General features: G+C 42.5%; 13 protein-coding genes. 9 read left to right on the top strand and 4 right to left on the bottom strand.

From position 1 onward, the window contains the following. The first annotated feature begins 75 nt into the window (after positions 1 to 75). Both QTP81_RS01385 and QTP81_RS01380 read left to right on the top strand, forming a co-directional pair. Positions 76 to 447 (top strand): hypothetical protein, encoded by a 372-nt coding sequence (locus tag QTP81_RS01385; RefSeq protein WP_289363175.1) that lies wholly within the window; start codon positions 76 to 78, stop codon positions 445 to 447. An 837-nt stretch (positions 448 to 1,284) separates the two neighbouring features. Then, on the top strand, positions 1,285 to 1,836 hold the full coding sequence (locus QTP81_RS01380) for a DUF805 domain-containing protein (protein WP_289363174.1): 552 nt from the start codon (positions 1,285 to 1,287) through the stop codon (positions 1,834 to 1,836). Positions 1,837 to 2,092: 256 nt separating this feature from the next. On the opposite strand, the gene QTP81_RS01375 is transcribed toward QTP81_RS01380, so the two are convergent. Beyond that, complete coding sequence (locus QTP81_RS01375; protein ID WP_289363173.1) at positions 2,093 to 2,719, bottom strand: hypothetical protein; 627 nt, start codon at positions 2,717 to 2,719, stop codon at positions 2,093 to 2,095. Between the two features lie 302 nt (positions 2,720 to 3,021). Between QTP81_RS01375 and QTP81_RS01370 the strand changes: the two genes are divergently transcribed. The 3 genes from QTP81_RS01370 (at position 3,022) to QTP81_RS01360 (ending at position 6,423) form a co-directional block, all read left to right on the top strand. Then, complete coding sequence (locus QTP81_RS01370; protein WP_289363172.1) at positions 3,022 to 4,962, top strand: ankyrin repeat domain-containing protein; 1,941 nt, start codon at positions 3,022 to 3,024, stop codon at positions 4,960 to 4,962. A gap of 56 nt (positions 4,963 to 5,018) precedes the next feature. Further along, positions 5,019 to 5,450: a hypothetical protein gene (locus tag QTP81_RS01365; RefSeq protein WP_289363171.1), complete on the top strand. Its 432-nt coding sequence runs from the start codon at positions 5,019 to 5,021 to the stop codon at positions 5,448 to 5,450. Between the two features lie 439 nt (positions 5,451 to 5,889). Beyond that, entirely contained in the window at positions 5,890 to 6,423 is a 534-nt protein-coding gene (locus QTP81_RS01360; RefSeq protein WP_289363170.1) for a hypothetical protein, read from the top strand. Between the two features lie 497 nt (positions 6,424 to 6,920). On the opposite strand, the gene QTP81_RS01355 is transcribed toward QTP81_RS01360, so the two are convergent. Further along, positions 6,921 to 7,220, bottom strand: a complete 300-nt coding sequence (locus tag QTP81_RS01355) for a hypothetical protein (protein WP_289363168.1) — start codon at positions 7,218 to 7,220, stop codon at positions 6,921 to 6,923. 465 nt (positions 7,221 to 7,685) lie between these two features. Between QTP81_RS01355 and QTP81_RS01350 the strand changes: the two genes are divergently transcribed. Then, the gene (locus tag QTP81_RS01350; protein WP_289363166.1) at positions 7,686 to 8,459 is read left to right on the top strand and encodes a putative porin; all 774 of its coding nucleotides are present in this window, start codon (positions 7,686 to 7,688) and stop codon (positions 8,457 to 8,459) included. Positions 8,460 to 8,543: 84 nt separating this feature from the next. Here QTP81_RS01350 and QTP81_RS01345 read toward each other — a convergent pair whose 3' ends face one another. After that, a complete protein-coding gene (locus QTP81_RS01345; RefSeq protein WP_289363165.1) occupies positions 8,544 to 9,347 on the bottom strand; it encodes a transporter substrate-binding domain-containing protein in 804 nt (267 codons plus the stop codon). 264 nt (positions 9,348 to 9,611) lie between these two features. Here QTP81_RS01345 and QTP81_RS01340 point away from each other — a divergent pair, with 264 nt between their 5' ends. The 3 genes from QTP81_RS01340 to QTP81_RS01330 all read left to right on the top strand — a co-directional run bounded on the left by QTP81_RS01340 (position 9,612) and on the right by QTP81_RS01330 (position 14,151). Then, positions 9,612 to 12,047, top strand: coding sequence for an endonuclease (locus tag QTP81_RS01340; RefSeq protein ID WP_289363164.1), 2,436 nt, complete (start codon positions 9,612 to 9,614; stop codon positions 12,045 to 12,047). A gap of 219 nt (positions 12,048 to 12,266) precedes the next feature. Next, the gene (locus QTP81_RS01335; protein ID WP_289363163.1) at positions 12,267 to 13,388 is read left to right on the top strand and encodes a carbohydrate porin; all 1,122 of its coding nucleotides are present in this window, start codon (positions 12,267 to 12,269) and stop codon (positions 13,386 to 13,388) included. A 13-nt stretch (positions 13,389 to 13,401) separates the two neighbouring features. Further along, complete coding sequence (locus QTP81_RS01330) at positions 13,402 to 14,151, top strand: SDR family NAD(P)-dependent oxidoreductase (RefSeq protein WP_289363376.1); 750 nt, start codon at positions 13,402 to 13,404, stop codon at positions 14,149 to 14,151. A 23-nt stretch (positions 14,152 to 14,174) separates the two neighbouring features. Here the strand turns inward: QTP81_RS01330 and ubiK are convergent, their stop codons facing one another. Then, positions 14,175 to 14,429 carry a ubiquinone biosynthesis accessory factor UbiK gene (gene ubiK / locus QTP81_RS01325; protein ID WP_289363161.1) on the bottom strand — a complete coding sequence of 85 codons (255 nt, stop codon included), beginning with the start codon at positions 14,427 to 14,429 and terminating at the stop codon, positions 14,175 to 14,177. Positions 14,430 to 14,474: the final 45 nt, after the last annotated feature.

Raw genomic sequence — 14,474 nt, 5'->3', positions numbered from 1 at the left:
ATAAAAACGAGTACACGCTCGGTAGAATAACGCGCAAATTGCGCACAATTAAATTGTTAGCTGCCAAGAGGATTCATGGAAGATTACTCTCCGAATAAAATTTCTAAATCGACCCGAATTTTTAATATCGTTTGGGCACTGTTTCTAATTGCTGTGTGTCTCTACGGCGTCACTAATGGAGCTTTGGTATATCCCGGCGTAAGAGGCTCTGGCCCTATTGAATTAACTGGCATGCCTCTGCTGTTTTTCTGCGTTGCATTGCTCTCGGGCGCTATTAACGCTGTGCTAACCGTAATTGACCACTACGATAAAAGAGATAACGAAACAAGCTATAAGCAAATGTCACTATATCTAAACGTCCTAAGTATATTTGCAATCACCCTAGCTTTTGGATATCAATTCGTTATTAACCAAGAATCAGCGTTAGTTATTGGCAATGTCAGCTAACAATCGCATTAAAACTCGCTTCGCTCGTGCGGACATCTACCTGTGGGCTCGCGCTGCACGCGATTTTAGCCCACAGCTAGCTGCCCTTTATGCGGGGCGTTATGTTGCTCGATGAATAAAAAGCATATTTTTATTGGAACGCTAATTCACCTTGGTCTGACGATAGTGTTTTCGTTTTTGGCTCTAGGGGCAACCATGGGATTAGGATTCAAGGACATTGATAAGTGGACGGCGTTTGATCATGTTTATTCGTTTGTCACTATTAATGGTTTAAAGGTCCTGTATGGGCCAATTAATCTATTTTGGCAGCACCTTCAAAATCTTAATGAACTTAGCGAAGTAACATACTGGTTAATATTTGTTTTGAATAGTCTGGTACAGGTTCTATGTATTCTTTGGCTTTGGTCAAAGCTAAAACGTAAAACCGCAACATAACAAACGACTATGGTGAAAACTATCTTCCAGCAATTTTTCCCAAAGAAAAACGAACGTCAGCAATGAAGGCAAAGTGATCATTCATATCTGAAGTTGCGAAAGCCCTAAATCCGCAATCATCCAATACTACAAATCAAAAAATGCGAATGTCTGCTCCTTGTCTTTTGTTGCCAGACAAGGCCTTTTTTCAGTTGCGTACGTGTTGCCGACAGTCGATTTTGCTAGCAAAATCGACTGTCGAGATTTTTGTGGTTATGCACAAATTAGATATATTCCCCTATATTCAGGAAAACGACGTCGAAGTCAGACTAAAGTCGTGCTTATAACAGGGCTGTGTCGTAACGGTATAGTGCCTCACGGTCTCATAATAGCGACGACTAGTGAGACTTTGGAGAAACATAAATGATGTACGTGAACAGTAACCGACTGCGTGAGCTACGCCTTGCCCGCCAATGGTCGCAGGATCAATTAGCGGAACTGAGTGGTTTAAACCTTCGTACCATTCAACGCCTTGAATCTGGCGCTAATATCTCAAGTGAGTCTTTGCGAGCACTCTCAGCTGTTTTTGAGGTGCCTGCGGAGAGTTTGCTGGCAAGAGAGCCGAAGCCAAGTCAAGTAGCCCTTAATTCGATGCGCGAAGGTGTGATTAGCGGCCTGGATTTTTCCGGTACTACCAAACGAGAAGATTTCTGGTGGTTCACGCTTAGTGTGGCTATGCTGTTGGGCTTCGCAAAGTTGCTCAGTGAGGTCATGGGCACGTTGCCACTACAGATTGCAACATTGGCTGTATTACTGCCGTGGGTCGCTGCTTGTACTCGGCGTTTACGCGATGCCGGACTAAGTCCTTGGTGGCAACTGGTCATCTTTGCGCCGGTGGCGGGGTTACTTGTGTTGCTCTATCTACTTGCTTATCCATCCAAAGGAGCGGAGTCGGTAGATTCGACACGTAGGTAAACCCGCAACGGTACAAGCGGACCTCGACCGTCAAACAAAGTGGGTAAGTATACTTCTGATTTTACCCCAGTAACATAGACGATTAGCTAACACTTTGATCATTCATTGCCTCGAATATTGGTCAAAATCGAACGACCGGAAATTCTCTTTGACAGACAAGGCTATTCTTCGGCTGAGTACGTATTGCCGACGTTCATGTTTCGTAGTTAGTCAATGGAAACAAAGCGCAAAAGTGCTTACATGAATGAGATCTTACTTAGCTTTTACCATTAAGTCTTATCTCGGCCAAACGTTGTGCTGTTTTTAAAAATATATACTTAGATAAGTTATAAGTAGTTAGCTCACGGTCATCGAAATAACGCAAGGATTTGAAAAGCTGTTCACACGCCTCTATTTGAAATTCCAGTGCGGTAATGATTTGTCTATCTATAAACTGTGAGACGAATAAAGGGTAACTTTTAAGGTAGCTGTTTTCGTAAACACTACTATATTTTTCATCAAACCTTTTTTTAACTACTGCGACATATGGGGATTGATTAGCTTTGTAGTACTCCGCCAACATATTGTCTTCGCTTGTGAGGTGCATGAATAACTCGCCCCGATATTCATGCAAATCAGCCTCGAAGCCTTTTGATTTAACTGCCGCTTCAATAATTGCCTCTTCCAATATAAATGGAAAAGCTTCTGAAACTTCTTCGATTAGTATGTCGAGCTCTGACTCAGAGCATACAGTACGTTTTTCATAAAAAACCTTACCTCTCGGAGCCAGCAACCATAATGCTGAATTTTGATACGTTTGTATCCCCTTAACGAATTCATTGCTGAACGCACTATTCGAGTACAGCAAACTTGAAATAAGAAAAACAAAAAAAAATTTGGTCATGCTTTATCCCGTAGAGTCACAGCCACTATAAATAACTCAAATTTGTTTACGTGTTAAGCCTTTCGCTATTTGAGGAGGTGTTTTTTAAGATAGACGAATCATAAGCACACTGTGGATGGGGATACTTAAACAGTAGTAAAAAATATCTTAAGCAATCCAAACGTCGGCTCCTTGTCTCAATGTACTGTTCTAGTTATAGGTTTGCTTATGCTTCGCTGATTGATACTATTGATGCCCTCGACGAAAGTCTTTACTTTCACTGACTTTCTGTGAAACTGCCTTGAAATATGAGAAGTAAAAGGATGAGAAAGCACGGAAAAGCTATCTTTCTATTGTTAAGCATTTCTTTAGTTGTAGCATACTGGCTCTGGCCATCAAAAACTGAACCCCGTGCTATTCAAGCTACTGACAATCATGATGTGATTGCCCCAATAAATAACGAATTAATTGAAACAGAGGCGCATAAGGATTCTGGAGTTGATTTTGATACTGCAAACTATGCTCTATGCACTGAATTTTTGAATGATGTCGAAAATTACAATACCGAATGGAGCAGAGAAAACTATCAATCGTGGAAAGCGTTGATAGAAGATGAACGCTATTCCCTCAATGAAGTTACTCTCGCAGTCGAATATTTTTTAAATCGTAATTTTGCTGAATCTTTCAGATTGGAATATTTAAGAGCAAACGCACCATTAACACAAAGGAATAAATCCATTACCTCCGAAATATTGGCGATGCTTCCTTCGATGAGTGACTTAGGTTTTAACGTCAGTATAAAAGTACCTAACCCTGCTTTTGAAAACTTTAGAGCGGCAACTCTTGAAGAAAAAAAACAGATAATTGCTCAAACCAAAGTAACCGTTGATGACGTTGCTTACTTTTTAGTTGAAGCGTCAATGCCTGAACCAGATATTTTAATGCTGATTGCAGCTCTAGAAGACCCGCATAATAGAGTTTCTTATGCTCGGTTTGGCGCGATAACGTTACTTGACTACGCAATATTATCGGCAAGACCATTAATCGTTGAGACGCTGCTGGATAATGGCCATCAACTAACAATGGATGAATACTTAGGTTCAAGTATGGAATGGGCGTTGCACGCGCTTCAACATGGGTATTACTCGGGTAAACGAGAGCAAGCCGTTCAAGTCATAAAACAGTTAATGGCATTAGATGCTCCCGCCAGATTTAGTTCACAAACCGCAGAGTTGGTGAAAGGCTCTTTTCCTAGAAAATTCTACGAATTTGAAGCAGAGCAGTTAGCCGATTTAATGATAGAGTTTAATCTGGACCTTACCCAAATACCTGCTAGGCAAAGTATTACGGCTGATCCCAGCCACCCTTTGATAATTGCTCTTAAAGAGCAACAAGCTCTAGAGTACGCATACAAACGGAGTGGAGCGAACATTCACAAAGTTGTATCTCAATGTGAAGATACAAAGCTGAGTTTAAGGGATGAGTGGATTGCAGAGTCTGCATTCCACGTAATCACGAGATTAACTGACGACCACACAAAAGACCAAGCAAACCTACTGGCTGAGTTGGCATATATAGATCCGTATTTGATAGATTTTTATAATCGACATATGGTGCAAACTACTCCGAAAAAAGCGGTAACCGAAGACTTGATGGATAGGATGAACACGGCTTATGAGTTATTTAGAGATGAGAAGGTAGATCAAGCACTTGAGCTTGCTTTATCCGCGCCGTTTCATGAGACTCAGCTTCAATGGGTACTGCTGAAATTATTGAGCTTTGGCCCTGAAATTCATCCCGCTGTTTTTTCTACACCTCTGCGTAACGAGCTAGATGACTATTCTGAACTAGCGATTTGGCGGTTGCTTAAGAAATCGTCGATAGAAAGTATGCTCGATGCGGGTGCCCCGATTAATTATGGTGACCGCTTTGGAAAGACACTGGTGTTTTATGCCGCACTCAATCGAGATATTGAGTTACTTGATTATTTACTAGATAAACGAGTGATGTTTCATACTGATGCTCTCGGCCAAGATCCGCTGCATATAACCCTTAACATTAATAGGAACGTCGCAGATCTCAGAAAACTAGAAGACACGATAGACAGTCTTATGCAATTTCAGCCCAGTATCGATGTCTACCATTTACGTCGAATGAAGCTCATTAATACATACTATCCAGCGACCTATGAGCAAATAGTCGAGAAACACCCGGAGTTAAGAGTAAATGAGGATATTGGTTTGCCAGCCGTATACTTTAATTGAGTGGCTCGTAAATTTTGGAGATCTAATCAACTGATGTTAAACGGATAAGACTGTAGATGATTGATTTGGTAGTTAATAAATTCTCGTGGTTCCTGGCAACTGATGAGAAGGCTTGTCAAACGGTTAAAGTAAACGAATACCCAACTCTCAAAACTGTTTTGTTGATAGGTAGAAAGTGCTCCTTACTGTTTAATCAAGATCCCGTTACTAAAGACCTATGGATAAATGTTATCTATTCAAAAGTTTTACAGAGGAGCGCTTATCCAACGACTGAAATTAATGTCGATTTTTTATTAATAGCTTTGGTCAAGGGCTTCAAAATCAATAAGAGGTTTTCTTCACTTGAAGAGCAACTCGATTATTACTCAAACTTAATACAAAAGAATCTAACGAGTCTCGCTTCTCCGGGGAAGTCAGCTCTACTGAGAGCGTTAAAGCTTAGGGATGAGCACTTTGAGTCGGTTGTGAAACTAGACGGTGAAAACTAACCGGATGCATAACTAAATCAACAGCAAATAGTTTAGTCTTCGTTTCAATAAGGTCCTTATGCATTTATGAATGTCAGCAATCAAGGCAAAGTAATCATTCAATTTTTGATTGAACAACACCCCAAACCCGCAATTATCCACTGTTAAAAAATCCCAAAATGCGAACGTCGGCTCCTTGTCTTTTATTGCCAGACAAGGCCTTTTTTCAATTGCGTACGTATTCCTGACTGTCAGTTCGAGACAGCAGTGCACGAAAAAAGAGCATCAAGCTTAATTTCAATAGATTAGTTAAATATTATGGCAGAAAATTTAAAAGGACATACAGCGCCCCCATGAGCTTGTCCTAATAGATCGTTTTCAGAGAGAATTAGCCGCCGTTAAGACAAAGCTCCAAAAGTAATGTATAAATTAAAAGGCCAGTAATATTGAGTGGGTAAATATGAAATACGCGATAATTCTTTTGAGTTTTTTTAACTTTGCTTTTGCCAACACTGTTAATGTTTCTGGAAATCAAATATCACTAAACAACATAAATATTCTCTGTTCAGGCTTTGGATCAAGTAATACTGAAGATTTATATCAGACGATAACTGACCAGTTCATGAGAAATTCAGACTTAACTGAAGAAGAATTTTATTCAGTAGCGATATTTTCTCCGGAACTTGTATGTCCAGCCTCAGGGGAACAATTTTTACTTCATGTTATGACAAGAAACCCTATTGACTTTGAACGGCTCTTGTCGCAAGAAAATGTTTCATACCCTGAGGATATACCCAGAGAATATAGGGCGAGAGAGTTCAAGACACTTAGATGTATATTAACTGAATACCGAGCTCTTTATGTGTCAATGAACTGGATGGCCAAATTTGGTCTTTTTTTCGGTTTGCTAGAGAATTTAGGTAAAGCTGAAAAAGTAGATTCCTCTACACCAATGAAACATAATTGTAAGCATAGCAATTCGGCTTCTTATTGATCCAAATTCAATTGTTTTTGCCCCTGATTATATCTAGCGACCGCTTATTGTCTTTCATTGCCAGACAAGGCCATTCTTCAGCTGCGAATGTGGAGTGGACCGTCGCAACTTCGTACTTCCTATTTTTGAATTTCCAATTTTAAGATAGTTTGTCATTTACGCAGATTGCGCGTTTTCACCTGTTATATTGGCCGATATCACAGTGGTGTTGCTTGGTTTTATTAGCTGGATTTTTATTGAGCCTCATGCCTTACTTACGCCAGCTATTTTTCTTTTTGCTTATGTGATGGGTTGGATAACTCGGTACGGAGACAAAAAGAAAGTGTGGTAAATGTCATTGATAAACATCAAGCTGTAACAATGTTGCTGCGTATTCCAATATCCACACAGCAGAGAACGACATTTACGGCTTTAGCTTTGTTTACAACCTACGCAGTTGTTTTCCTCTGAGCCGGGGCAACTTTATTACGATAAGTGGTAGTTGGCTCATTAAATATTTATTGCCCGTCTTCCTTAGTTTCTTTGCGTCGTCTTTCCATTTCTTCCGCCTCTGCTTTGCCTCTTTGTTTACGCTGTTCCGAAGAGTGCATTTCTAACACGCTTAAGCGGCATGATTCATAGTCTGCTTTGGATTTAACCCAACACTCCTCCTCATTGTATTCTAAACAGGCTTCCAGTATTTTGACGGCTAACTTTTTGCAAGACTCAAATTCATTTTCTGTAGGCGATGCCAATGCAGTGCTAAATACAATAAATGGCAGTAAAAAAGATAGTGCCCACGACGTACATTGTTTCATACCAACTCGAAGGGGTTTTGTAAGTTCAATAAAGCAATCTATATTATTCACCAGCTTCCCTCGGTTTCCTATTCGTAATCAATACACCACTGCTATTATAGTGATAATCCGTCCAGTGGGTTGCATTTACGGAATATTCAAAACACATAGAGTTGTTGAATAAAAGTGATGTGAACATAAGAACCCGTTTTAAAGAGGCGGACCGTTCCTGATAGCAGTTCCTCCAGCGATAGGTATCAGAACACTTTGATCATTCTTTGCCTCGAATATTGCTCAAAATCAAACGACTGATTATTGTCCAAGTCGCTCAAAAAGTTAGCGATAAGTGGATAAATATAAGAGATTTAAAGCATTTTTGAACTTTTATCAGTACAATCCGCTCTATTGTTAGAGAAGCCTATGTAGGGTTGTAATTACAACGTTAGGCTTAGTTCATATTCAATCACAACTAATAAGGGACTATTGTTGAAATACACTTCGTTGCTATCACTTTCACTTCTTGCATTTAATTTTTCAGCGTATGCGGATGAGACTATCAATCACGAGTTTTCCATGGGATTTTCCGATATACGCTCCGCCAATGATCAGTTCATCGGGGTTAATTATCGATATTATTTACAGCCTGTATCTATAGACGATCAAGCGTATCGCATTAGCCCTTACATGCAACGCACAGATAATGTTAATGCATCATATTTTGGCATTGCTGATCTCGATTTTTATAGCCTTGGCGGTGAATGGTTCTTAGACAATGACTGGAATATTCGAGCTAATTACCAATACTTTGGAGATGATTTTGAGGATGTTCATGGTCTCTCGCTTGAAACGGGGCATTTTGTGTCCGAACATTGGGAGGTTGGTGCCGGGATAAGCGCATTGTTTATAGATGATGATTTTAATAACAGTGATGAATATTCCGGCACTGTGTTTGCTCGTTATGTGAGCTTTGACAGGGGGGCTCAAAATTTTAACCCTGGTTGGGATATTGTCTTTAGAGCTATCGCTGGCGATGATGACGATGCTCTTGAGATTTCTGCGAATTACTACATGCGCAAAAACTGGAGTATTTCCCTCGATATCATCAATCAAGATAACTTCAGTGGTGACTCCACAACTATTGCCGAAATTGGTACTGATTATTGGTTCAATGAACATGCATCCATCCAATTTGGATTGGGTATGGATGTGGACGAGTCAGTGTTAGGCTCAGCAACTTTGTTAGGCACCTTTAGATTCTAATTGGTGCGTTTTTTAAAGCCAGAGGTGGCCAACCTTAAACTGCTTGCCTAGCGTGTAACACAGATGCAGACGACACGGACTCTGCTAACCGTCACTGTGGTCTGCATTTACAGGTATTTTAAATATATTTTTACTTATAGCGTAAGCTAACGCGTCACTAATTAATTCCAACGAGCCGGTGTGTTTCGATCGCTTTGACAGGACTAGATAGACTTTCCTGTCATCAGCTATGGAGAATTTTTGTTGTATAATCCGGTCCGACAAACCTTCTTTCTGCAGCAAGTAGCGTAACCTATCTTCAGAACCAATAAATGTATCAATCCGTTTGTAAAGCAACAGGTCGATGAGCTGTGAATGCGAATTCGCTTCAAATTTAGTAACCGAAGTAGACTGATCAAATTGAGCAAAATACAAGCTGTGGCGGATCATACCTACAACTAAACCCTCAAGGTCGGTAAATTGGCCAATTGTTATTCCCGAATCCTTTCTAACGTAAAATCCTTGGACGCTGCCTGTCGCAATATACGGTTCTACGTAATGTAGAAACTCTGCTCTTTCTTCGTCATATGACAATCCAATGAAAACATCTGCTATCCCTCTTTTAAGTAAAACAACACAGCGTGCAAATGGACACTCTATATAATCGACCTGCATTTGCAGCTTTTCGGCAATGATTTTGATTGCATCGACGTTTGTTCCAGAAGGTGGGCTCCCCTCATTTAGAATTGAGTATGGTGGAAAGTGATTTATTGCAACCGTAAACGTAGGTTGCACATCAGGCTGTTTTAAAACCTCCGGATTTACTTGTTCTGCATCGCCACTGGTCTGGCCGTAAATTGATATACTTAGAGCAAATAAAAAGAAAAAAAGGGATATCCTGTAATACATATACGCGTTATAGATTCATAGTAATTCCAGAACTATTCAGTATAGCCTATCGAATAGGCCGATATTGATCCTATCCATGTTACGCATGATTGTGGGTTTGTAATAACGTTAGTTTCATACCTACTTGTAACTGCCTCATTTTTTGCCGCTGTGTCAATTTCATAAAAAAGTCACAAAATAGAGCGGTTTTTGGCATAGAATAAATTTGCGACGGATTTCACACCGAGCGCATGGAAGCAGAATAACAATAAAAAGAGCATCACCATGCAATACAAACCCTATAAGCATCGTTGGCTTATGCTGCCAACTATTTTTCTGTGTTCGTCTGTTTTTGCAGCGCCTCCGCCGGGATACTACGACACAGTCGACCAAACGAACGCGACAACTCTCAGAAGCTCGCTACATGAGATCATTGACGACCACCAGCGCTTTCCCTATACGTCTTCTTCTACAGACACGTGGGACATTCTAGAAGCTGCTGATGAAGACCCAGATAACCCCAATAATGTAATCACTATTTATAAGAATGAAACTTACGCCAAAGTCGGTGGCGGAAACTCTTTTTATAATCGAGAGCACAGTTGGCCAAAATCCTATGGTTTCCCATCTGATGGAAGCAGCAATTACCCCTATACTGATGCGCATCACTTATTTATCGCCGACAGTGGTTATAATTCTTCGCGGAGCAATAAGCCGTATGCCGAGTGCGATGTTGCTTGTATCGAAAAAATAACCATTTTAAATAACGGGCGTGGTGGCAGTAACGCCGACTCTAACTTTACCGCAGGCTCATTTTCTGATGGTAGCTGGGAGACCTGGGATGCACGTAAAGGTGATGTCGCCAGAGCCATGATGTACATGGCTGTCCGTTACGAAGGCGGAACGCACAATGTCACCGGTGTCCAAGAGCCCGACTTAATCTTAACTGATGACCGCACGCTAATTGCAGCATCAAATACGGGCGCTAATATTGACGTGGCCTACATGGGGCTGCTCTCAGTGCTGATCAACTGGCACAATAATGACCCAGTTGATGATTTTGAGCGTCGCCACAATGAAGCGGTGTTTTCACACCAGGGCAATCGCAACCCATTTATTGATCACCCAGAATTTGCCAGCTGTATATTTGAAAACATCTGCTCTGGCGGTGGTGGCGATACGACGCCGCCAAATGCGCCTACTAACCTAGCCGCTGTTAGCAATGACTCGACCATAGCGCTTGGTTGGGACAGTAACATTGAGCCTGATTTAGCCGGCTATCATGTATACCGCAGTACTGTTGCTGGATCTGGTTATAGCCGTATCAATGCTGGCATCATAACAACTACAAGTTATACGGATACCAATGTCAGTCCTGACACTACATACTTCTATGTGGTTTCTGCGATTGATAGCAGTAACAATCAATCGGCATTCAGTAATGAAGTTTCTGGCATTATCAGTGGGGGTGGAACGCCCTCTGAAGCGGCTGCTTGGATAAACGAAATCCATTATGACAATGACGGCACGGACACTGGCGAGTTTATTGAAATCGCAGGTACTCAAGGTACTGTGTTAGACGGTTATAGTATTGTCGCATACAACGGTAATGGCGGCACCGCTTACAAAACAATAGCGCTATCGGGAACATTGGCCAACCAAGCGAACGGAATGGGTACGCTTAGTTTTGCTGCCTCAGGCCTACAAAACGGCTCGCCTGATGGCTTAGCGTTGATTGACAACGCTGGGAATGTGATCCAGTTTATCAGTTATGAAGGCTCGCTTATTGCGACGGATGGCCCTGCCGCTGGCTTGCAATCCACCGACATTGGCGTTAGTGAAACATCATCGACGCCTGTAGGGTATTCATTACAACTGAGTGGCGCCGGTTCGCGGTATTCAGAGTTCTATTGGGTAGCACCTAGCCAATCTTCACCAGGTCAAATCAATAGCGGGCAAAGTTTTATAGGCGGTCCAGTCAACGAAGCACCTGTGGCGGCATTTATCAGCGCCTGTGATGCGTTAACCTGCACATTTGACGCAAGTCAAAGTAGTGACTCCGACGGTGCAATTGTCAGTTATGCTTGGACCTTCGGCGACGGCTCTATCGCAAGCGTGATGGCACCATCACATAGCTATGCTACTAGCGGAAGCTATACCGTAACGTTAACCGTTACTGATGATCAAGGCGCCAGCGATACAGCAAGTGCAGACGTTATTGTAGTTGCGCCGGTTGTGATTACGCCGTGGATCAATGAATTCCACTACGACAACAAAGGTGGTGACAAAAATGAGTTTGTTGAAATAGCGGGACAGGCAGGTACCGACCTGAACGGTTGGAGTTTAGTGGCCTACAATGGCGGCAACGGACAGCTATATCAAACGGTTAACCTGTCAGGCACCATTGCCAATCAACAAAACGGCTACGGTACTCAGGCATTCAATTTCGCAGGACTTCAAAATGGTGGCCCTGACGGATTAGCTCTGGTCGATGACACTGGGGTTGTAGTCATGTTCATCAGTTATGAAGGGACTTTTACCGCGACAAATGGACCGGCCGCAGGACTCACTTCAGATGATATAGGGGTAGCCGAAGATAGTTCTACTCGCCGAAACTACTCACTACAGCTAATTGGATTTGGCCAGCAATACAGCGATTTTGTGTGGCAAACGCCAAGACAAAATACGAAAAATGCGGTCAACCAAAACCAGTCTTTTTAACCATTCTCTGGCGGCTGGCTACTGCGTAGTCAGCTGCCCATTTCTATCAGTACATGTCTCTTTGCAGTAGTTAAAGCAGAAGGGACAGAAACCAAGCCAACGCAAAAACTAACCTGATGAAGGTCGTAACTGGATAGTAATTTTAGCTGCGGTTCGCACGGCGGCAGTATATCCTTGCTGTTGTATTGACTTAAATGAAGGCTTACTTTGATTTTTATTATGCGCTCCTTATTAGTAGCTAGTTCGGTATTGTTGTGTGTAGGTGCTCAAGCAACACAAGTAGAACTCGCCTACACCGGCGACTATTTTCATAACACACAAGGTGGCATACGTACCGGTGACACCTATTTAGATCTCTTCGAAATCAACATCAACCACAGCTTTGAATTGAACGATGACTGGATATTAAATGCCGATATGAGTGGCTTTTACACCAATGGTAAAGGGCTTTCTGAAGCCATTGTTGGTGATATCCAAGTGGTGTCAAATTTGGAAGGTGGCGGACATTTTACCAAGTTGGCGACAGCTACATTAGAGTTAGCTGGGATACAGGGTTCGCTTAAGCTTGGGTTGTATGACATCAACAGTGAGTTCGATGTATTAGATAGTGCTGGACTGTTTATCAATAGTGCTCACGGTATCGGCAGTGAGTTAGCCCTCACAGGAGAAAATGGGCCTTCTATTTATCCATTTTACAGCTTCGCCGTTAGAGGTCAGTGGGCTTGGAATGAAAATCATTTGGTACGCGTAGCAGTAATGGATGGCGTGCCGGGTGCAGAGACTTCAAACAATGCACCTAATATCGAAATCAATTCAGGATCTGGTTATTTCAGTATTTTCGAATACGAGTTCTCTCAGCGAGATAGCAAATTATTACTAGGCGCATGGCAATACTCAAAAAGTCAGCCACTGACACTTGCGAACACGGCAGAGACTGAGCCTGATAGCGGTAATTTGGGGCTGTACCTGCGCTACGAGTCCAGTATTTTCACGCCGCAAACTCATGCGTTTTACCGCCTAGGGTTTGCCGATTCGAATTTTAATCTGTTCGACCGTTTTTTTGCCGCTGGCGTTACGCATCAAGGCCTTTTGCCTGCTCGGCCAGATGACACTATTGGCATTGCAATTGCCTATTTGCGCAACGGCGAAACGGTCGCCGCTGCAATGGATCCCGATGTGAGCAAGTCGCATGAAACGAATATCGAGTTGACGTATCAATACATGCTCGATGGCAACATCGTGCTACAACCTAATGTACAATACATCGTTAATCCAAGTGCTACTTATCGCGATGCGATGGTTGTTGGATTGCGCCTATCGCTGGCATACGAACTACTTTAAACTGAATTGGAGAATACGCGTGGGGCAACCTGTAACGATTATTACTGGCGGTAGTATGGGAATTGGCCTAGCCATCGCGCAGCAACAAGTAAAAAGTGGAGCGTTTGTTATCAATTTGGATCTCGCTGATTTTACTGAATCAGTTACCGGTGCTATCTGGATGGAATGTGATGTAAGCAATGTCGAGCGTGTGAGCCATGTTATCCAAGAGTGCGTCCAGCGCTACGGGCGTATCGACCGTCTCGTGTGTAATGCGGGAATGCATGTATCGGCGACCATTGAGGAGACCAGTGAAGCACTTTTAGATCAAGTGCTCGCGCTTAACGTTAAAGGCGCCTACGCAGCAATAAAAGCAGTGTTGCCGCAGATGAAAAAACAAAAAAACGGCGCCATAGTCGTCATGGGCTCCGATCAAACCACAGTGGGCAAAACCCATTCATTTGCCTATGGCCTATCTAAAGCCGCGCTTGGGTCTATTGCCAAAACAACAGCCCTGGATTATGCCGCATACAATATTCGCTCGAACGCTGTATGCCCGGGCACTATCGAAACCCCTTTATTTCATAAGGCTATTGATAACTACGTGGCTAAAAGCGGCGACAACAAAGCGGATGTTGTTGCAGAAGAAGCGGCCGCGCAACCCTTGGGTAAGTTGGGGCAGCCACGTGATGTAGCGGCTCTGACAGGATTTTTACTCAGTGATGAGGCGCAGTTTATTACTGGCAGTTTGTATGCCGTGGATGGTGGTTACACCGCACAGTAAAAAGTAAGTGTGCGCTTACACACTTATGCGTCTTTGTTGTCTGGTGTCTCCAGTGCCGCGAGTCGTGCTTCTAGTGCTTCAAGTTTTTCACGCGTGCGGATCAGCACTTGTGTTTGGACGTCAAATTCTTCCCGGGTAACGAGGTCGAGTTTAGATAGCTGACTTTGTAGAACTTGCTTGATTTTACTCTCAGCTTCTTCTGCCATATTTTTAACCCCTGGAGGCACGGCATCAGAGATTTGTTTGGCGATTTCTTCAAGCTTTTTGGGGTCCAACATGGCATTAGCCTTATTTGTGTTTTCAATGACTAGTTAGTTTAAGCT

Source organism: Neoalteromonas arenosi, from assembly GCF_030362855.1.
Taxonomy (GTDB): Bacteria; Pseudomonadota; Gammaproteobacteria; order Enterobacterales; family Alteromonadaceae; genus Alteromonas_E; species Alteromonas_E arenosi.
The sequence above is the reverse complement of the archived record's forward strand: the minus strand, read 5'-3'. Positions and strand labels throughout refer to the sequence as shown.